Origin of the sequence: Ureibacillus sp. FSL K6-3587, from assembly GCF_038593165.1 — a bacterium.
GTDB lineage: Bacteria > Bacillota > Bacilli > Bacillales_A > Planococcaceae > Ureibacillus > Ureibacillus suwonensis.
In genome coordinates, this window is sequence record NZ_CP151969.1 from 3,414,123 (window position 1) to 3,434,567 (window position 20,445).

17 protein-coding genes are annotated in these 20,445 nt (G+C 40.7%); all 17 read right to left on the reverse strand.

Translation table 11 applies throughout. The features are described 5' to 3' along the window. Positions 1–33 precede the first annotated feature (33 nt). Complete coding sequence (mutL, locus tag NSS77_RS16875; protein WP_342469785.1) at positions 34–1,917, reverse strand: DNA mismatch repair endonuclease MutL; 1,884 nt, start codon at positions 1,915–1,917, stop codon at positions 34–36. Positions 1,918–1,932: 15 nt separating this feature from the next. Further along, on the reverse strand, positions 1,933–4,506 hold the full coding sequence (mutS, locus tag NSS77_RS16880; protein ID WP_342469786.1) for a DNA mismatch repair protein MutS: 2,574 nt from the start codon (positions 4,504–4,506) through the stop codon (positions 1,933–1,935). Between the two features lie 133 nt (positions 4,507–4,639). Continuing rightward, a complete protein-coding gene (gene cotE / locus NSS77_RS16885) occupies positions 4,640–5,215 on the reverse strand; it encodes an outer spore coat protein CotE (RefSeq protein WP_342469787.1) in 576 nt (191 codons plus the stop codon). Positions 5,216–5,465: 250 nt separating this feature from the next. After that, positions 5,466–5,903, reverse strand: a complete 438-nt coding sequence (locus NSS77_RS16890) for a YlbF family regulator (RefSeq protein ID WP_342469788.1) — start codon at positions 5,901–5,903, stop codon at positions 5,466–5,468. After that, a complete protein-coding gene (miaB, locus tag NSS77_RS16895) occupies positions 5,903–7,444 on the reverse strand; it encodes a tRNA (N6-isopentenyl adenosine(37)-C2)-methylthiotransferase MiaB (RefSeq protein ID WP_342469789.1) in 1,542 nt (513 codons plus the stop codon). The genes NSS77_RS16890 and miaB overlap by 1 nt, the downstream gene beginning before the upstream one ends. 116 nt (positions 7,445–7,560) lie before the next feature. Continuing rightward, complete coding sequence (locus tag NSS77_RS16900; protein WP_342469790.1) at positions 7,561–7,917, reverse strand: hypothetical protein; 357 nt, start codon at positions 7,915–7,917, stop codon at positions 7,561–7,563. A gap of 315 nt (positions 7,918–8,232) precedes the next feature. Next, positions 8,233–9,099, reverse strand: coding sequence for a 2-oxoacid:ferredoxin oxidoreductase subunit beta (locus NSS77_RS16905; protein WP_342469791.1), 867 nt, complete (start codon positions 9,097–9,099; stop codon positions 8,233–8,235). Beyond that, on the reverse strand, positions 9,099–10,838 hold the full coding sequence (locus tag NSS77_RS16910; protein ID WP_342469792.1) for a 2-oxoacid:acceptor oxidoreductase subunit alpha: 1,740 nt from the start codon (positions 10,836–10,838) through the stop codon (positions 9,099–9,101). Before NSS77_RS16910 ends, NSS77_RS16905 begins: the two co-directional genes overlap by 1 nt. Positions 10,839–11,141: 303 nt before the next feature. Continuing rightward, a complete protein-coding gene (locus tag NSS77_RS16915; RefSeq protein WP_342468482.1) occupies positions 11,142–11,279 on the reverse strand; it encodes a hypothetical protein in 138 nt (45 codons plus the stop codon). Positions 11,280–11,781: 502 nt separating this feature from the next. Further along, positions 11,782–12,048, reverse strand: a complete 267-nt coding sequence (locus tag NSS77_RS16920) for a stage V sporulation protein S (RefSeq protein ID WP_342469793.1) — start codon at positions 12,046–12,048, stop codon at positions 11,782–11,784. A gap of 158 nt (positions 12,049–12,206) precedes the next feature. Further along, positions 12,207–13,004 carry a TIGR00282 family metallophosphoesterase gene (locus NSS77_RS16925; RefSeq protein ID WP_342469794.1) on the reverse strand — a complete coding sequence of 266 codons (798 nt, stop codon included), beginning with the start codon at positions 13,002–13,004 and terminating at the stop codon, positions 12,207–12,209. A gap of 847 nt (positions 13,005–13,851) precedes the next feature. Beyond that, positions 13,852–14,616 (reverse strand): CpsB/CapC family capsule biosynthesis tyrosine phosphatase, encoded by a 765-nt coding sequence (locus tag NSS77_RS16930; RefSeq protein ID WP_342469795.1) that lies wholly within the window; start codon positions 14,614–14,616, stop codon positions 13,852–13,854. A gap of 122 nt (positions 14,617–14,738) precedes the next feature. After that, positions 14,739–15,449, reverse strand: coding sequence for a CpsD/CapB family tyrosine-protein kinase (locus NSS77_RS16935; protein ID WP_342469796.1), 711 nt, complete (start codon positions 15,447–15,449; stop codon positions 14,739–14,741). Then, positions 15,442–16,188, reverse strand: a complete 747-nt coding sequence (locus tag NSS77_RS16940) for a Wzz/FepE/Etk N-terminal domain-containing protein (RefSeq protein WP_342469797.1) — start codon at positions 16,186–16,188, stop codon at positions 15,442–15,444. Before NSS77_RS16940 ends, NSS77_RS16935 begins: the two co-directional genes overlap by 8 nt. 105 nt (positions 16,189–16,293) lie before the next feature. Continuing rightward, positions 16,294–16,974 (reverse strand): hypothetical protein, encoded by a 681-nt coding sequence (locus NSS77_RS16945; RefSeq protein WP_342469798.1) that lies wholly within the window; start codon positions 16,972–16,974, stop codon positions 16,294–16,296. A 129-nt stretch (positions 16,975–17,103) separates the two neighbouring features. Continuing rightward, positions 17,104–18,792 carry an S-layer homology domain-containing protein gene (locus tag NSS77_RS16950; protein WP_342469799.1) on the reverse strand — a complete coding sequence of 563 codons (1,689 nt, stop codon included), beginning with the start codon at positions 18,790–18,792 and terminating at the stop codon, positions 17,104–17,106. 249 nt (positions 18,793–19,041) lie between these two features. Further along, positions 19,042–20,319 carry an ISL3 family transposase gene (locus tag NSS77_RS16955; RefSeq protein ID WP_342468856.1) on the reverse strand — a complete coding sequence of 426 codons (1,278 nt, stop codon included), beginning with the start codon at positions 20,317–20,319 and terminating at the stop codon, positions 19,042–19,044. Positions 20,320–20,445: the final 126 nt, after the last annotated feature.

Here is a 20,445-nt window from a genome sequence, read left to right on the forward strand (position 1 = left end):
GCTCACTCCTCTATCCAAATATGCCGCTTCCTTTTACATGACCCGCTTGAACATTTTTTCGATTTCATAAGTGGAAAAATGGATCATGACGGGACGTCCATGCGGGCATGTAAAGGGATTCTCCGCTTTTCTCAGGTCTTTGATGAGCGTCTCCATCTGCTCTTTTGTCAAATAATAATTCGCTTTGATGGAGCGTTTGCAGCTCATCATAATCGCCGCTTCCTCCCGCAGTTTTTTCACATCCGCTTTTTTCGTTTTCAATACTTGTTCGATCAATTCTTCAATGATTTCCTGCTCGAACCCTTTTGGGAACCAGGTAGGATGCTCCCTGACGACAAAGGAGGAAGGCCCAAATTCTTCAAGAAACACGCCCACTTCTTCCAACGCTTTCTTGTTTTCCTTTAAAATCAACGCTTCATCTTGCGTGTAGTGGAAGGTTAAAGGCAAGAGCAACGTTTGCCGCTCGTTCGGATCCACTTCTCCCACTTTTTCCCGGAAATATTCATATTTGATCCGCTCCTGGGCAGCATGTTGGTCAATCAGATAGAAGCCGTCTTCCATTTGCGCAACGATGTATGTTCCATGGATTTGACCCACCACTTCAAGGTCCGGGAATGGTTCTTTTATCTGCTGGAGGGATGTTTCATGTGTGGAATCTGTTGATTCTTCATGAAACTCAGTCAAAGGATCAGCATTTGTTACCGGCTGTTCATCATAAACATCTTTTGGCTCCGGCCATTCCTCAACAAATTCTGTTGGAGTAACAGCTTCATTTTCTGTAGCCGGGCTTTCATTCACTACCGCCGATCCACCTTTTAAACGCTCAACGATGTCATTAATTTTGGATTCATCAATCGTTGGCTGTTTCCAAATGTTTAATTGCTCATTTACAGGGCGGACAATTTTCTCTTTTTTTTGCGCCAACGGAACGTTCATATGTTCCCGGATTGCATTGCGGATCGTGTTTTCAATCAACGGCAGCAAATCTTCTTCTTTACTTAAACGAATCTGAAGCTTTGCAGGATGCACATTCACATCCGTCAAATAAGGGTCGCCTTCAATGTACAACACAACGATTGGGTATCGTTCAATCGGCAAAAAGGTATGGTACGCATCCACAATGGTTTTTTGGATGACGTAATGTTTCACCCATCTGCCATTGACGAAGATGGAAATATAGTTTTTCGATGCCCGGGTAATTTCAGGCAATGTTGCGTAACCGTGTATCGTGTAGTCCTTCGATTCCCCACGGAAAGGAATCATTTTTCTTGCGTTTTGCATTCCATAAATGGCTGCCAGCACATGTTGGACATTTCCCCGGCCATTGGTTTGAAGGAGAACTCCCCCGTTGTGGACAAGCTTGAATGCAATATCGGGATACGCTAGGGCTAAACGGTTCATTAAATCAATGGAGTGTCCAAGTTCCGTTTGAATCGTTTTTAAATATTTCAGCCGTGCCGGTGTATTATAAAACAATTGGGAAACGGTAATTTCCGTCCCTTTTCTTAAAGGGCCCGGCTTTTTCGAGACAATCGTTCCCCCTTCCAGCTCCAGTTCGACTCCCGATTCCCCATCGGAAGTGACTAAACGCAATTTGGAAACGGCGGCGATGGAAGCCAGCGCTTCCCCCCGGAACCCGAGGGTGCGGATGCGAAACAAATCTTGTTCCTTTGAAATTTTCGATGTCGCGTGTCTGGCAAAGCAAAGCTCCGCATCTTCCTCATCCATGCCGCTTCCGTTGTCGATGACTTGAATTGAGGAAAGCCCAGCTTCTTCAAGGAACACTTCAATGGATGTACTGCCGGCATCGATGGCGTTTTCCACAAGCTCTTTCACGACGGAAGATGGCCTTTCCACCACTTCTCCTGCCGCAATTTTATTGGAAAGCCACTCATCCATAAGCCGAATTTTTCCCATCGGTATCCCTCCTTATTACTTTAATGATTGCTGCAATTTGTAAAGAAGATTCATTGCATCTATTGGCGTCATCGATACGATATCCGCTTTTTGCAATTCTTGTATGACTTCCTGTTCATGCGATTTTAACGTATTTTTCTTCTGTTTCGGTTCTTCCTCTTCGAATAAGGACAATTGGAAAATCTCTTCTTCCTTTTGGGATTTCAAGTGGTCCACTTGCTGGGATTCAAACTGCTCGAGAAGCGTTTGCGCCCGATCGATGATCTCCTGCGGCATGTTTGCCAGTTTCGCCACATGTACACCGTAGCTTTTGTCCGCCGCCCCTTTTTTCACTTTATGCAAGAACACGACATTGCCATTTTTCTCCACCGCACTCACATGCACATTCTGCAATCGTTCAAGCTGGTCCTCCAAGGCGGTGAGTTCATGGTAGTGCGTGGAGAATAGGGTGTTGGCCCCAATATGATTGTGGATATATTCCATCATTGCCTGGGCAAGGGCCATGCCATCGTAAGTGGATGTACCGCGCCCAATCTCATCAAATAATAATAAGCTTTTTTCCGTTGCGTTTGTTATGGCATTTTGGCTTTCAAGCATTTCCACCATGAAAGTGGATTGCCCACTGGCCAAATCGTCCGCAGCACCTATGCGGGTAAAGATTTGATCCGTGATAGGCAGGTCGGCTTCATCGCAAGGTACGTAACAGCCCATTTGCGCCATAATGACAATCAACGCCACTTGCCGCATATACGTACTTTTCCCGGACATATTCGGTCCGGTAATCAGCATCATATTTTTCTCTTCGGTTAAAACGCAATCGTTTGGCACATACGCTTGTTTATTCAACATTTTTTCAACGACGGGATGTCTACCGCCAATGATTTTTAAGCCCTTTCCGTCGTGGAATGCAGGTTTCGTGAATTGATATTTTTCGGAAACTGCCGCAAAGCTTAAGAACACATCCAATTCGCTGATGAGTGAAGCGAGTTGCTGCACCCGTGGAATGTATTCTTTCAGCTGTTCCCTCAACTCCATAAAGAGTTCATATTCAAGGGCCAAACTTTGTTCTTCCGCATGTAAAATTTGCGTTTCTTTCTCTTTCAGTTCTTCCGTGATGAAGCGCTCTGCATTGGCAAGGGTCTGTTTTCTGTAATAGCGGTCCGGATCGATATTGGCAAGATTCGATTTCGTTACCTCAATGTAATAGCCAAACACCCGATTAAAGCCGATTTTCAAATTCTTTATGCCCGTTCTTTCCCGTTCCTTTTGTTCCAGCTGCGCAATCCAATCTTTTCCGTTTCGCGCAATATAGCGAAGCTCGTCCAATTCTTTATTGTAGCCTTCCCGGATGACATCCCCTTCTTTGATGGCGACAGGCGGGTGATCGGTAATGGCCTTTGAAAGCAGTTCTTCTATGTCACAACATGCATCCATTTTATTCGCAAGGTTTATAAGCGTCTCTTTGCCGCTTTCCAAGAGTTTCTCTTTAATTTCCGGCACTTGTCTCAAAGATTCGCGGAGCTGGGCCAAATCCCTGCCCCCCGCATTTCCAAATGCCACCCGGCCGGCAAGACGCTCCAGGTCGTAAACATTTCTCAACAGCTCTCTCAATTCATCCCGCAGAAAAAATTCATCGATCAAATCCGAAACGATGCTCAATCTTTCTTCAATTTGCATGCGGTTTGCAAGGGGTTGATGAAGCCATTGTTTCAGCTTTCTTCCCCCCATGGCTGTCACGGTTTCATCCAAAATCCATAAAAGCGTTCCCTTCTGATCCTTTCCACGAATCGATTGAAGCAATTCCAAGTTCCGTTTTGAATTGGCATCAATTTGCAAATATTGTTTGGATTCGGTATATGTAAAAGGCTGGATATGGGATAAGGAGCGCATTTGTGTCCGTTCAATATACTGAAGCAAATATTTTGCAACCCCATAACAGTTTTTTGGAAGATGGATCAAATATTGGGCCGCTTTTTCTTCATCCATTTCATCATTTTCTATGGAAAGCACAATGCCGAGATTCGTTGCCTGTTCCTGGAGAAGCAGCTTTAACTCTTCCGTCACGACCAGTTCCCGAATATTGTATGCTTGGAGTTGTTGGAAAAGCCCTTTTACTCCCCCTTCGATGATGAAGGAATTCCCTTCCCCGGTGGACACATCCAAATAAGCAAAGGCAAATTCATTCTCGGTCAACCGCTCGGCACAGCCGATGAAGATGTTCGATTTGTTATCGATGGTTTTGCCTTCCACCAGCGTTCCCGGCGTAATGACTTGGATCACTTCCCGCTTTACAACGCCTTTTGCCTGTCTCGGGTCTTCCACTTGCTCACAAATGGCCACTTTATACCCTTTTGATACCAACGTTTCGATATAACTTTGGGCTGAGTGGTATGGAACGCCGCACATCGGCACCCGTTCATCTCCGCCTGCATCCCGGCCCGTTAATGTGATTTCAAGTATTTGTGATGCTTTGATGGCATCATCAAAAAACATTTCATAAAAGTCGCCTAGCCGAAAAAAAAGAAAGGCGTCTTCATATTCCGATTTAATGGTTAAATATTGTTGCATCATTGGTGTATATGTAGTCATGATATTCCCTCACTTAAAATTCTCTAACATATTATAACATGACGAAAAATGTTGCGATAACCTTGGAGAAACGCTTTTTTCAAACATTAGGAGCACCATCTTATTCTATTTTTGATGGTGCTCTCAATGAAGGTTATTGAAATGATGAGGAATCGCTGTCTCTTGACTCTTTGTAATCAAATTCGGATGAGCTTGAAGAAGATGAAGAGCTGGATGATTCATCTTCATCATCGTCGCCAAAATGCCATTCTTCTTCAAATTCGATTGGATGAACGGATACAACGATTTTTGTTTCCCCGATGACTTCCACTAAAAATTCACGTTCAATCACAATGTTGAAACTGTCACCTTTTTGATTGATAATCGCTTCAATGCAGTTTGGCTGTTGCAACACTTTTACGTGTACCTCATTGGAATCGATGATCTCTTCATCGCGGTAATGTAATTTGATTCTGTCTTTATAATGAATCGTTTCTGTATATACAGCCGTTTTGGAATGGTTATTGTAAGCATACCATACGTTCACATCGTATTTGCCAGAAACCTCTACATATTTTCCAACTTTTTTTGCGGAGTAGTGGTGGTTAATGACCCAGCATCCCAAAATGCTTGTTGGCGTGTTAGGTGGACGTAGAGTTTCACTCGATTCCGTACGCTTTTTCCCCTTCGCGATGACCGCTTTTGTCACGATTTGACGCAAACGTTTCACACATTTTCCTCCTTTACATCTCGTCGAACTATTGTATGCGGCAAATGCCCAATTGGTGAAATTTCATGTTGAATTTCAAGGAAAAATGTAATATCCGGTCGTTCCCTGGAACAAAGATTTTCATTAGTGCATTAGCCTAACAAACATATAGTATTAAGGGAGGCCGATATGTGTTCCAGTTTGCGTTGAATTTTCCGGGGAAAAGAAAAAGCTACAGGAAAATCATGCTTGATTTTCCTCGTAGCTTTCATTAAGAGCAGCTGCCAGGGCTGGAGTATTTCACTTTTGATCCTGTTTCGCCTGTCAGCAAATTGCCGCCTGTTGATTCGATGATATCGTTCGTCACCGTCGTCGCGATGGCATTGGATACCAATTGCAGCAAATCGTTCACTTCCAACTGGGATTGTTTAAATTGCTGCACAACCGGGATTTCATCGATTTCTTTTTCGATTTCTTCGATTTTTTTCTCAACCAATTTTAACGCCTTTTCCTTCCCTAAATGTTGGAAGTTCACCGCCTGCTTTTGAAGGGATTTCAAGCTGGCAAGTTTTTCACGGACAACTTGGTTTTCATTGATTTGTGCTTCCGCTTTTTTGAAAAACTCCACTTCTTCTGTTTGGGCAATCATGTGGGCAATTTCTTTTGCTTTTTCAACGATTTCATCTTTTGTATAAAGTTTAGTTGACATTATACATTCACCTCATCCCGTTTTACTACTTCCACGAATTCACCGCGGAGTGAGTAGGAACTTGCTTTCGTGATTTTCACTTTCACCAACTGGCCAATCAATTCTTTTGGCCCTTCGAAGTTGACCAATTTATTTCTGCGTGTATAGCCAGCCAATACATCACTGCGTTTTTTGCTTTCACCTTCAACAAGCACTTCAACAATTTGGTTTTCGTATTTTTTCAATGCGGCTCTGGAGAATTCTTCCACAACCTGATTCAATCGATATAAGCGGTCTTTTTTCACTTCCAATGGAACATTGTCTTTCATTTTTGCAGCCGGTGTTCCTTCACGAGGTGAATAAATGTAAGTGAACGCTGATTCAAATCCTACTTCACGGTATAAATCAAGCGTTTCCTGGAATTGCTCTTCCGTTTCATTCGGATAGCCGACAATGATATCTGTCGTCAACGCCACATTTGGAATGGCGGCTTTGATTTTCCGGACAAGCTCCAAGAATTGTTCTCTCGTATATTTACGGGCCATGATTTTCAAAATTTCATTGGAACCTGATTGAACAGGCAAGTGGATGTGTTCCACCAGGTTTCCACCTTTCGCCAACACCTCGATCAAATGATCGTCGAAGTCGCGAGGGTGGCTCGTTGTGAAACGGATGCGCGGAATATCAATTTTGCGCAATTCATCCATTAAATCGCCGAGGCGATAGTTGATATCCGTGAAATCTTTGCCGTAAGCATTCACGTTTTGGCCAAGAAGCATGATTTCTTTATACCCTTGTGCCGCAAGTTCCCTTACTTCCTGGATGATTTCATCCGGTCTTCTGCTGCGCTCTTTTCCGCGAGTATATGGAACGATGCAGTATGTGCAGAATTTATCGCAACCGTACATAATGTTTACCCAAGCTTTGATGGAACCTTGGCGGGCTTTTGGAAGGTTTTCAATAACGTCCCCTTCTTTGGACCAAACTTCAATCACCATTTCTTTGGACATATAGGCTTCTTTTAAAATGTATGGCAAACGGTGGATGTTATGGGTACCGAACACCATGTCCACATGTTGATATTGCGTCAAAATTTTATTGACAACGGATTCTTCCTGGGACATGCATCCGCATACGCCAAGAAGCATATCCGGTCTTTCACGCTTGTATTTCGCCAAAAGTCCCAGTTCACCAAATACTTTGTTTTCCGCATTTTCACGAATGGCGCATGTATTTAATAGAACGACATCCGCATCCTCTACAGTATCTGTCGGCTCATAGCCAAGTTGAATGAAAATGCCGGCCATGACTTCCGAATCGTGCTCATTCATTTGGCAACCGTAAGTGCGGATATAGAATTTGCGGCCATCCCCCATTCCCCGGAATTCTTCGGGAATTTTAAAATCTTTATAATATTTCACTTCTTCTTTTCCGCGTTTTTTCGCATCTTTCAAAGAAGGAGCGGTAATTACCCGTTCAAAATATTTGCTATAGTCTTTTTCCGTTTTTTGCGGTTTAGGCTGTGTTGTCTGATTATTCGCTAGACGTTGTTCTTCGTTCATTGATTATGAATGACTCCTTTCTACCGGATTCATAGAGGAATCCCATTTTAATATTATAACGAATAGTTCTATATCAGGACAATAAGAACCATACAATTATGCTCTTTTTGACATATTTATTGTTCTTTCAAAAACTGTTCATATTGCTCCTGATCCCTTTCTTTTAAAATGGTCAAAAAGGTTAAGCAATTTTGAACGGCCGCATGCCAATTCATTTCATAACGCAGTTCAAATTGATGTTTTGACATCTTTAACACCGCAGTAAAAAGCTCTGTCGGTTCAATCTTTTTTTCCTTTGAATACGCCAAAAAGGCGAGAAAATTTTTGTGATCTTCCACAGTCAATTTTTTTTCATCTATCAGCTTATCAATTTGTTCCCGATTTTGAAAAGAATTTGCTTTTTGAAACAGCTTGGCAATTTGTTCCTCTTGTTTTTTCTTTTTGAAGGAGAAGAAATCAATGACATTATTCAATGGAAAGACCCCGATTTCGTTCGATTCATTTTGCGTCCTTATCTTCCATATTACCCTCTTTGGAGAATAAATTCGAATAAAAAAATGTGGAAGAATTATGTGATCAAATAATTTATATCTTTCAAAAAATCGCTCATAAGCATTATTTTACATGATGTTTTTTTATTATCAAAAGCAAATGATTAACATTTGTTTTCCAGGAAAATTTCTTAATAAAAACAATGAAGTACCATCCACAAAAAACTGCAACAGGCAGTTCTTCTGTTTGGATGGTACTTAATGCTGACAAAGTAAATTTTCAGGAAAATTACTTTATTACATGAATTCTTTCACCAATTCGTTAAATTGATCTTCGCTGATTTTTAAATCCATATCCACGAGCGGTTTTTCCGAGAAACCTTCCAATTGTTCCTCATATGGTACTGATTCTGGATCCTGATAGACAATTCCCGTCACAAGCCCTTCATTTTCCATCACAGTTTGCATTGCCAGTTCACGGTTATGAGGATCGTAGCCTTCAATCTCATCCAATTTCGTCAAATGTTCTTTAAACCATTCATACGTATTCACTTTATTGTACGTTACGCAAGGGCTGAATACGTTGATGAAAGAGAAACCTTTATGTTGAATTCCAGCTTCGATCAATGCGGTCAATTCTTTGATATCAGATGAAAATCCTTGGGCAACAAATGACGCACCTGCTGATAAAGCAAGTTCCAACGGTTTTATCGAAGGCTCTTTTGACCCTTGTGGTGTTGACTTCGTTACGAAACCGTATGCGGAACGCGGTGAAGTTTGGCCTTTCGTCAAACCGTAAATTTGGTTATCCATGACGATATAAGTGATATCAATGTTTCGGCGAATGGCATGAACCGTATGGGCCATCCCAATGGCGTAACCGTCCCCGTCCCCGCCTGTTGCGATAACATTCAAATTGCGGTTGGCGATTTTCAAGCCTTGGGCGATTGGCAATGCGCGACCGTGTGTGCCATGGAATCCATAGGAATTGATATATCCGCTGATCCTTCCGGAACAGCCGATTCCGGAGATGACCGCCAATTCATGAGGTTCGATACCAACGTTGGCAGCTGCTCTTTGAATAGCCGCCTGTACTGAGAAGTCCCCGCATCCAGGACACCAGTTAGGTTTTACGTTATTACGGAAATCTTTGAATGTTGCCATCAGTCAAGCAACTCCTTTACACGAGTTTTTAGTTCACGAGGCAAGAATGGAGTGCCGTCATATTTCGTAATATTAAATGTTTTATCATGAGCGCCGATGTTCATTTTCATAATATTGGCCAGTTGCCCGGTCGCATTGTTTTCCACTACGATGACTTTTTTCGCCCGTTCAACATAAGGCCGCAGTTCATTTGCCGGGAATGGATGAATTAAGCGTACATGCACATGGTTTGTTTTAATGCCTTCTTCATCCAATTGCGGACGGACTTCTTCAATGGCACCTCTTGTTGAGTTAAAACCAACGATTAATACATCGGCTTCTTCATGCGGCGCATCCACATAAATCGGATCTTTGAAGTTTACATAATTTAATTTGCGCAAACGCTTGTCCATTTGATTTTTGCGGTTTCCAGGAGCTTCCGCAGGTTTTCCGGTTTCATCATGTTCGTTTCCTGTTACGTGATGGATTCCGTGTAGCTGGCCAGGCACCACACGCGTTGAAATGCCGTCCTCTGTAACTTCAAAACGTTTAAAATCTTCTTTCGGATCTTTTTCAGGCAATTCTCCAAGATTCAATTTGCCTCGGCGAATTTCGATTTTTGAGTAATCGAAAGGTTCGGCCGTCTGTTTACCTAAAGACAATTGCAAATCGGTCATCACAATGACAGGCAATTGCAATTCTTCAGCAATATTGAATGCTTGGATTGTATCGTAAAAGGCTTCTTCAATTGTGGAAGGAGCAATGACCACTTTCGGAATTTCCCCATGGGTGCCGTAAAGCATCGCCATCAAGTCGGATTGTTCCTGTTTTGTCGGAAGCCCTGTGGATGGTCCGCCCCGCTGCGTATCAACAATGACAAGGGGCTGCTCTGTCATACCGGACAAACCGATGGATTCCATCATGAGGGATAAACCTGGACCAGCTGAAGCTGTAAAGGAGCGCACTCCCCCAAAATTCGCACCGATTGCCATTGTACATGCGGAAATTTCATCTTCCGTTTGGATGACCGTACCGCCAAATTTCGGAAGCTTTTTAATCAAATATTCCATGATTTCAGAAGCCGGCGTAATTGGATATGCTGCCATGAAACGCGCTCCGGCAGCGATTGCTCCCAATGCCACCGCATCGTTTCCGATCATGAACAACCGGCGATTGCCGTCAGCCGGTTCCAATTGCCATTTTCCAACTTTGTCGCCAATCAATTCACAAGTGACTTCATATCCGCGGCGGATTGCCTCCATGTTCTTTTTGACCACTTCTTCCCCTTTGCGGCCAAAAATTTCATCGACAACTTCCTGGAAGTTTTCAATCGGCAAATTCAATAAAGCGGCAGTAGATCCAATCGCCACCATGTTTTTCATTAATGAAGTGCCCAGTTCGGAAGCAATTTCAGTAAATGGCACCGCAAAAAGCGGGGCTTTCGAATCTTCTGGATTTACAGGCTCAAATTTGCTATCCGCTAAAATAATACTGTCTTCCGTCAATTCCTTATAATTGACTTCAATCGTTTCCTGGTCGAATGCAACCAAAATATCCAAATCGTCCGCAATTGCGCGAACCGGTGTCGGGCGAACGGTAATTTTATTGTTTGTATGGCCCCCCTTGATGCGGGAAGAAAAATGACGATAGCCGTACAGATGATAACCTAAACGGTTCATGGCCATCGCAAAAATTTCGCCAGTACTCTCAATCCCTTCACCTTGTTGCCCACCGACTTTCCACGAAAGCTGATGTAACATTTTAACATCTCCTTAAAACATTTAATTGCATACATTATTTCTTATCTAAATATAACATGAATCCATTTCCTTGAAATAAGAAAAACCGTCAATAACTTCAATTTCAGACCTTTGACGGAAAAGTTTTGTTCAATATTTTGTAACGACTTTCCTTTCATTAGAATGCCTGATTTGAATAAGAAGATGTATAAAAGTAAAGGGGCAAAAGCGAAGGATTAAGCAAATCGAGTAGGAGGGAGCGATTAACTCCCGTCCTCTCACACCACCGTACGTACGGTTCCGTATACGGCGGTTCAATTAAGATCATTGACGCAAGTTTTTATAACTTCCGTGAATAGCTGTTCTCTTTATGCCAGTGGTCACTCCACCCTCCAAGAGGTCCCCCACGGGATTCACCGCTTCCTTCCTCAAGTGAGGTACTACGTTTTCTGTGTTCATCATGACTCACTGAATGCCAAGGGCTATTCTCTCTTCATTGTTCGGTCCTTCTTAGTTGTTCTAGACCAACTAATACTATGACCTCTGCTGACTTCTGACGGTTCAGCTACTTATCACTAAGTAGGTTATGAAGCGTACTTCACCTATCCGCCAGACCTCCCCGGGTAAGTACATGCACTTTCACACCATCTATCCGCCTCATCTACTCGATATGACCTTCGACAGAAAGAGCTTTGTTTTGTTTTGCAAACTCACTCAATCATACCTAGCCTTATATGAGGTTCGTGTTCCTCGGACAGGAAGTTTGCCTCCAGCTTCCTTCAGATTCCGCGTCACCACGGACACCCTTGCGTTGAGCTAACCTCTACTTCTGTCTTCGGGGTTCGGGACTTACACCCTATAGTTCATGTACATGCCGGGCGCACAAAATAACGGAGAAAAACGTTTCCGTTTCTCTCCGTTCATCCATTTGGAAGCCAAGCTTCCAATCGCCACTTTGAATGATTTATCGCTGGCGTTTCTCAACTACAAGTTTTAGTGCGGTACGATCTTCTCCGCCAATTTGGATGTCCGCAAAGGCTGGTGAACATACTAAATCTGTTCCGCTAGGCGCCACAAACCCGCGAGCAATGGCAACTGCCTTCACCGCTTGGTTCAATGCACCTGCACCTACAGCCTGCATTTCCGCATATCCTTGCTCACGAATTACCGCAACGAGCGCACCTGCTACAGAATTTGGATTTGAGCGAGATGATACTTTCAATGAATCCACATTTATTCCTCCCCATACTTGCTTTTTTAATGATTTTGAATGAATCTTTCTCTCTGGCATTCATTCAAAGGACTTGAACTTGTGTCCGTAGCACATTGTATGCAGCATAGTAGAAAAATAGAATCATTTTGGAAGGGAATCATGCAAAAACTTGGGATTCAGCCTTGGAAAGGATAGTCATCATTGATGTATATCCTTTCGCAGGAAATGGCTTTTCCGGTTTCATTGTCGATATCCACGAAAAAGCCGCTGAATACGTCTCTTCCCGATTTTGGCACTTCGAATCGGGCAGGCAAATTTGTTTGGAATTTGTAGATGACGCTTTCTTTTTTCATTCCCAGAATTTCGTCATATGGTCCTGTCATCCCCACATCAGTTATATATGCGGTACCCCCTGGAAATATTCTTGCATCCGCCGTTTGAACATGGGTATGTGTTCCAACAACTGCCGATACCCTTCCATCCACGTACCATCCAAAAGCAATTTTCTCGCTCGTTGCTTCGCCGTGAAAATCAATAAATACTAAAGGGGAGATTTTTCTCGCTTCTTCCACCAATTCATCCGCCATCCGAAACGGATCTTCGTGAGGAGGCAAAAATACGCGTCCGTGTAAATTGATTACCGTTAAAATGTTGCCGTTTTTCGTAATTTGAACGGCACCCTTCCCCGGTGCCTCTTTTGAAAAGTTTGCAGGTCGAATCAAATATTGGGCTTCATCGATAAACTCAAAAATTTCCTTATTATCCCAAGTATGATTGCCCATTGTAATGACATCAATACCCATTTGAAGTAATTGCTGGTAGATTTTTTGAGTAATTCCGCGACCTGCCGCCGCATTTTCTCCGTTCGCAATAACCACATCCGGTTCATATTTTTTCTTTAATCTTGGCAAATATTTTTCTACCGCTTCCCGACCAATGGAGCCGACGATATCACCGATAAATAGTACCTTCAATCTTACTACCACACTTTCTATAAAATCTATTCAATTTTACCATTTTAACGCCGGTAAATCTAATGGAATGTTATTTTGGACGATTTCGAAGGATTTTTTATGAAAAAGAATGATACTTATTGTTTGCATAATGGGCTCCATTCATGACAAAAAAGACAAGGGCATGTATACCCTTGTCCAAATCGGATGTCGATCGGGAAGCAAAGATTGGACTGGCAAAAAAAGTTTCCTTTGATATTTTCAAAAAAAGTGCTTTATTGACGAAAGAAGTTCAAAAATTATGGAAATCAAACCTGACTTTGAATACGTCCCGATTTATTCTTCACTTTCCAATCGAACTCTGGCAGATGGCTTCAATTTTCCACAACGAATACACTCATCAGAGAAATAACTATATTTATGTTTTCTGACCAATTTGCAATATAACCGCATAAACAATTTCATCTGATATCCGCTCCCCGTTTCCAAAATAAACCCATCTACCTATTAATTTACTATTCTTTCCGGAAAATATGAATATTTTCCAACTAATTTACTAAAAATTTTTTTAAAAAATATCTTTATGGGGTTTTAGAATTATCTATATGAAATATATACTGGATCAATAGATTCATCACCACCTTTAGAACTATTATACTCACCAGATTATTGTTATTTTTTTGATTATTTCATCATCATTGATATAAAAAATAATCTTCGAAGATTCCGAAGATTATTTATACACATACACTTTGTTAGATTCAGTGGAGTTCATGAACAGGTTTCTTTTCCGATATTATCAACAAATAATATCACAATTCAACAAAAATATTACTATATAATATTTAACGTTTGTAAAAATATATTACTAAAACATTTTCCACCATTTACGCTTGCTTATTTCTTCCGGTTCATAAATAATCAATGGTTCATTGGATAAAATCCGGGCATTATTTTCAAGGAGAAGATCGATTGCATCATGTTCTTTCTTTTTTTCCAACACCGCAAGACCTTCGTTGAATAAAAACGGTCTGGATGTCACGTGATGGGCATCCGAACCATAAGTATGCACAAGATTCGCCCGGACCAAATCCAATGAAAGCTGTTGGGTCTTTTTCCCAAAAAAGCCCGCCAAACTTCCGGCTGTTATTTGTGCCAGAGCCCCTTCACGTATCAATCGTTCAAGGCGCTCGGGTTTTTCCGCAATGGCTTTGTTCCGCTCCGGATGGGCGATGATCGGTGTAATATCATGACGCAACAGTTCATGGATCATATTTTTTGTATATAACGGGATTCCGCTTGAAGGCAATTCCAGCAATAGATAGTTTGAATTTGCCAAAAGATGGACTTGATTTGAGACACACCGTTCAACGATTTTTTCTGAAATGCGCACTTCATGGCCAATATGAATCGTAAGCGGAACTTGGCGTTCATCCAATTTCTTCTGCAATTCCCGGATTTGCCCAATGACCACATCGGCAGGAACATCAAATTGGGGATGGCTTGCATGGGACGTTGAAATGATATCGGTTATGCCTTCATTTACGGCTGCTTCAAGCATTTCCATCGACTCTTCGATGTTCTTCGGACCATCATCCACTCCGTATAGTATATGGCTATGTATATCTACCATTTTTCCACCCACTTTTTTGTTTTATCCTAAATTTACCCATATCTTTCCATTATTTCAAGGACTGATACACCTATTCTCCCAGCCCATTTCAAAGATAAAAAAAGAGTAAAGGCATTCCGCCATTACTCTGAAGCACCATAATAATAGTAATAATAATAATGCCCTTTTTCGATTACCGCGTTATTGATTACTACCCCAATAATATTTGCTTTTGACATATCCAATAATTCTTTTGCCTTCACGATGCTTGCCTTTTGTGTTTCTCCGGAGCTGACAATGAGAATTGTCGCATCGCACCGGTTGGAAAGAATTTGTGCATCGGTTACCGATAGTACAGGTGGAGCATCAAAAACAATCAGATCAAATTCTTCTTTTAAACTTTCCATAATCAAACCCATTTGTTTTGAAGCGAGCAATTCGGCAGGATTAGGCGGAATCGGTCCGCTGGTGATGGCATAGAGCCCTTCGATGTATGTTTCCTGAATGGCCTCTTCCAGTTCACATTGCTTTGTCAACAAACTGGACAAGCCAAAGACATTTTTCAAACGGAATGTATAATGGATGGTCGGCTTACGCATATCCCCATCAATCAGCAACACTTTCTTCCCTTCTTGGGAAAATACCGCCGCGATATTTGCGGAAACCGTTGATTTTCCCTCTCCCGCACCTGCAGATGTAATTACGATCGTTTTCAAGTCTTTATCCGGCATGGAGAACTTAATGTTTGTCCGGATTGTCCGAAACTGTTCGGAGATGAAGGACTTTGGATTCGTTTCGACAATCAGTTTCCGAGCCATGGTTTTATTATTTTTTTTCTTTTTTCTCTTAAACATTTACATTTTCTCTCCTAACTGCTCGTTTAGATTTCACAGTTAAAGGAACTTCGGAGTTCGCATCTGTTATCTTGCTTACAAACCCTAAAATCGGTAATCCCAACAATTCTTCAACATCATGTTCCGTTTTAATTGTAGTATCCAAATATTCAAGTAAGAAAGCCAATCCGACACCTACCATTAATCCAATGACTAATGCAATCGCCATATTCAACATTTTGTTCGGCTTGACTGGAGAAGGATTCTCGGGCAATTCCGCAGGGGATAATATGTTTACATTATCCACGTTCATCAACTCTTTGACTTCCTCTTGGAACACTTGAGCCACCGTGTTTGCAATATCCACCGCAAGAAATGCTTGTTCATCCTGCACGCTGATATTGACTACTTGGGAATTATTCGCGTTCGAAACAGTGATTTGATTCGAAAGCGCTGATGGTGTTGTATTCAAGTCAAGAATTTCGATCACTTTGCTCAAAATGACCGGACTCTTGATAATAACGTTATATGTGTTAATGAGCTGCAAATTCGTTTGGATATCCGTAGTTTGGATTTGAGTTTGCTGCTCACTTGTTTTCTGGTTCACTAGTATTTGCGTTGATGCCTGATAGATCGGTGTCAAAACATAAAAGCTGATGATGGCAGCTGCTAAAGTTGAAATGATGGTGATACTGAGAATTAATACGATTCTTTTCTTTAAAACTTTGAATATATCATATAAGCTGATTGTTTCTTCCACAGCGGTTCAACCCCTCCCTTGATATTATAGCTTAAATGCTTTTTCATTGGGTGCGTTATTTCGTATTTTTGTTTGGCAAATATTATTCATTTAACCAAGATTCACTTATAAATACTCTTTCGCTTTTTTCAATAAGTTGCTGCGGCGCTCTTCTTTGGCTGCATTGTAATCATCCCGCAGGCTTTGGGCATGGGCTTTGCTATATCCATTTTCTTCTAATTCATTTTCGATAATGGTCATAAGCGCGTTGAAAGCGGCATCTGTTCTTGCTTCCAGTCCATCGGCAGCTCCCATGTATTTATTATAAAAATAACCTATATCTATGCTTTCACCATTCGCTCTCTTCGCGGAATATTCATCATACGCTTTTTGAATAAGTGCATCGAGATTGCTGTTCGCCTGATTTTCCAATTCTTTTAGAGAAGGAATATATTTTTCTTTAATTTCCGCAACGGTGAGTCTCTGTTGCTCTGAATCTCCTGTTACTTGATTCGGGTCATTTTCAGAAGGGGTTGGATCCTCGGATTGAGTATCTTCATTTTGGGCACCGTCCGAATTCTCTTCAGCCGGCTCATCTTTTCTTTCCTCGATTATATTTCCCTCTTTATCAACAACGATTTCGGTGCCGTCCGGTAAAGTGATGACATACGGATCTTCAATAATTTCCTCAACCTCCGGATCGGCTACATCATATTCTTTGAATTTGAATATATATATACCATATCCACCGATACTAACGACCAACAACACAAATACAAGCAATATGTATTTCCATACTCGCTTCATAAAATACTCCTTTTCCTGCCTTGCTGTAATTCTTGTCCAATCAAATTCCCCAGAACACCCGTGTTCTGGGGAATTTTAATTACTCTTTATAAAGAATAATAGATTATTATACTTGTGACAACAGATATATTATTCAAAAACGATGTAATAAGTTAATGGTTGAGCATCTTTGAAATTAATCGTTACTTTAATTTCTACATTATTTTTTTTATAATAATTTTCTAATTCGCCAAGAGTTGTGATTCCTTTAGTTTCTAGTAAATCATTGAATAAATCAAAGTGACCCAAAATATTTGAAAACAATTGATTGTCATTTGGATATGTGCTTGTTAATGAAGGTTTTGTCGTATTCGGAAAATCTACAGATACTGCTACATTATTTACTTTGTCTAATATTGATTGATAATTTGTTTTAATATAGTTTTCTAAATCATTACTATTATTATTGAGTACAGATAAACCATTATCTAATGTTTGAGATCCATCAGTTACATCAATTTTAATTTTATTACCATCCAATGATACATTTCCAAAAGTTTGGAAAGTAGTGCTTTTTGCTTGAATAAATCCGTTTATTGCATTCGCTACATCGCCTGAATAATTTGGCAATGAGCCACCACCACCACCAGGAGCAGGAGCAGGTGTTTCTTCTACAGTTTTACCTGATTCATCTACAGTTTCTTTGATATTATCTTTTACTTGGTCATAGTTTGCAATCACATCACTAGGTTTTTTGCCATCTGGAAGAACCAATTTTTCAATTTTTGAATTTGGATCCAATGTCAATTTTGTTCCTTCAGACACTTTCAATTCTTTTACTTCCACTGACTTTAATGTTACTTGAAGATCGTCAGCTACCGTCAACTCATCAACCACCAAGTTTTCCACTTGCACTCCGCCGGCAGTGATCGATACATTTGGAATTGGATATCCGCCTGCATTGAAGGAAGTGTTTGGCGCTACCAAAGTCAATGCTTTGATGCCAACAACTTTACCAGTTCTTGCTGCCACTACGATGCCTAATGAAGCCACTTTTGCCGTTTGAAGATCTTCCACAATCAGTTCAACTTTTGCATCTTTTAATGCGGCAGCGTTGTTTGCATTAAATACTTTTGCAAGTTCTCCCGTAATTTCGAACGTACCATTTTTAGTGACCAATTTGCCGTCTTTGATTTCAGCGACTGTTTCCACCACTGTTCCTTTTGCTTCTTCAGCGCGAACAACAAAGGAAGCCAATTGGCCGCGTGTTACCGGATTTACAGGTGAGTATGTCGTAGGGGTTGTCCCAGTTGTCACCTTATTTGCATAAAGCGCGGCAATATATTCTTTATATTCAGAATTTGCAATATCTTTGAAAGGAAGATTGTTTGCATTCCCTGTCAATTCAAATGCTCTTGCAATGATTTTTGCCATTTGTCCGCGAGTCAGTGTTGCATTCGGTTTGAATGTGCCATCCGGATAACCGTTGATGATGCCCGCATTTGCCAAAGCGGCAATTTCACCATAGTAAGCATAATTTGTTGGAATATCTTTGAAATTTGGGTTTTTCACATTTTTCGTATCCAAGCCTAAAGCTTTTGCGATAATTTTTGCTGCATGAGCACGGCTGATTGACTGATTCGGCTTGAAAGTTCCGTCCGGATATCCAGTAATCACTCCACGTTCCACCAAATTCATTACATTGTCATAATGCACGTTCGCCGGTGTCAAATCCGAAAATGACTTTGCTGCATCCGCTTGAGTTGGTGCAATAGCAACTACTGCTGCTGTCGTCATTGTTGCGGCTAGCGCAATGTTATATAGCTTCTTATTTCTCATTATCCACTTTTTCCTCCTATTTACATATTTTTTCAAATTTCAATCTTTATCAATCATTATAACACAATTAGAACAGTATATTTAATAGTTTTTTAACATTATTTTAATTTACTATGAATCTCCCCAACAAAATAACTAGATTTTAAAGTTGGTAAATAAAAAAGGTTCTTTGTCAAATAGTGTTGGTGAAAAAATTTTGTGACTTTCCTGGTATATGCAACCGCACAACTTAGAGGAACTTCGATTCCTCTAAGCTTTTTTCATTGTCATTAAATTTTGGGTGATCAGAATCCGAGTTTTAAAATGTCGGAAACAGCGATAGCCGAAAGAAATACGCTTTATCACCTTAATTTTGTTATTAATCCCTTCTAAAATACCGTTGTTATAATCGTATTTCATTGTATTCTCCACGTAATTTATGTATTTGTTTATGGTCTTGATGGCGGTTCTCATATAGCTGGAAACGCTGTTCCACTTATTCTTCAAGGTTTTTTTCAAGTGCTCAAAGTCTTTTGTTTTGATGTAATGTCGAACGTATTGGTATAACTCATAGGACTCCTTTAATTCAGAATCTAGGTTCATGATGTAGTGTAGAATATCCACCTCACACATGAGTTTTTTAAAGCAGCGATGATATGTATAGTTTTTATAATCGAGTTTTGTTTGATCTTTCAGAAGGAGTTTCCAGTATTTTTTCAACTTATTGTAATTCTTTTTATCCCGCTTCATGACGTTGATGCGGGTTTTATTTAAAGCTCTGCTAAATAGTTGGAGGATATGGAATTTGTCGATGATGATTTTCGCTTTAGGGAACACTTCGTGAATTAAGGAAATATAAGGACTATACATGTCGATGACAATCGTTTTTACCGCGTTTCTCGCCTTCTTGGAATACCGCAAGAAATACTCTTTGAGGACATGCAATCTCCGATCCTCTACGATATCCACAATCTCTCCCGTTTCAGCGTTGCAGAAAATAAAGGACATCGCTCCAGCTGCAGATTTAACGGATTTAAACTCGTCAAAACACAAATGCTTTGGAAGGTAGTGAACATTCGGTTGATAGTAGCTATAAAAGCTATCAATGACACGACTGACAGTGGCATGAGAAACATGATGTTTCAAGGCAATATCTTTTTCGGAGATTTTATCTTTGGCGTCTAAAGCAATCGATACTTTGGTATGGTTGGAAATACAACAGTTTTTAGCCACAATGTCGGTTTGTAAAGTAAAAGTGGAATGGCAATGTTTACAGTAATAGCGTTGTTTACGGAGCTTCAAATACGTAGGATAACCGAAAACACTCGGCATTTTGATAAGGGTCGTTTTAAATCCGTGTTTAATGATTTGATCATCAAAGACATGGCCACAGGCATCACAAGCTTTAGGTTGATACGTTAACGTGCCATGAAAGACTTTCGCTTTTACGTGTTTGATTGTTTCGATAGAACAAAAATTTTCATCATCGAAGATGATATTTTTGTCTTTTATATTGAGTAGATTTCGTATAGAATGTTGGTGAGACATGTGACACAACTCCTTTGGGAAATGTGGTTTGGCGATTACATTTTACCAGAGTTTGTCACATGTCTCATTTTTTTGCGTAAAAAATTGGTGTTGGTTGTATCCACCAACACCAAATATTATAGAGCC

Bases quoted from the DNA above. Each gene is read 5' to 3' on its own strand.
- mutL (WP_342469785.1), bottom strand. From the start codon at position 1,917: ATGGGAAAAATTCGGCTTATGGATGAGTGGCTTTCCAATAAAATTGCG.
- mutS (WP_342469786.1), bottom strand. From the start codon at position 4,506: ATGACTACATATACACCAATGATGCAACAATATTTAACCATTAAATCG.
- NSS77_RS16890 (WP_342469788.1), bottom strand. From the start codon at position 5,903: ATGTCAACTAAACTTTATACAAAAGATGAAATCGTTGAAAAAGCAAAA.
- miaB (WP_342469789.1), bottom strand. From the start codon at position 7,444: ATGAACGAAGAACAACGTCTAGCGAATAATCAGACAACACAGCCTAAA.
- NSS77_RS16905 (WP_342469791.1), bottom strand. From the start codon at position 9,099: ATGGCAACATTCAAAGATTTCCGTAATAACGTAAAACCTAACTGGTGT.
- NSS77_RS16910 (WP_342469792.1), bottom strand. From the start codon at position 10,838: ATGTTACATCAGCTTTCGTGGAAAGTCGGTGGGCAACAAGGTGAAGGG.
- NSS77_RS16915 (WP_342468482.1), bottom strand. From the start codon at position 11,279: ATGATGAACACAGAAAACGTAGTACCTCACTTGAGGAAGGAAGCGGTG.
- NSS77_RS16930 (WP_342469795.1), bottom strand. From the start codon at position 14,616: ATGGTAGATATACATAGCCATATACTATACGGAGTGGATGATGGTCCG.
- NSS77_RS16935 (WP_342469796.1), bottom strand. From the start codon at position 15,449: ATGTTTAAGAGAAAAAAGAAAAAAAATAATAAAACCATGGCTCGGAAA.
- NSS77_RS16945 (WP_342469798.1), bottom strand. From the start codon at position 16,974: ATGAAGCGAGTATGGAAATACATATTGCTTGTATTTGTGTTGTTGGTC.
- NSS77_RS16950 (WP_342469799.1), bottom strand. From the start codon at position 18,792: ATGAGAAATAAGAAGCTATATAACATTGCGCTAGCCGCAACAATGACG.
- NSS77_RS16955 (WP_342468856.1), bottom strand. From the start codon at position 20,319: ATGTCTCACCAACATTCTATACGAAATCTACTCAATATAAAAGACAAA.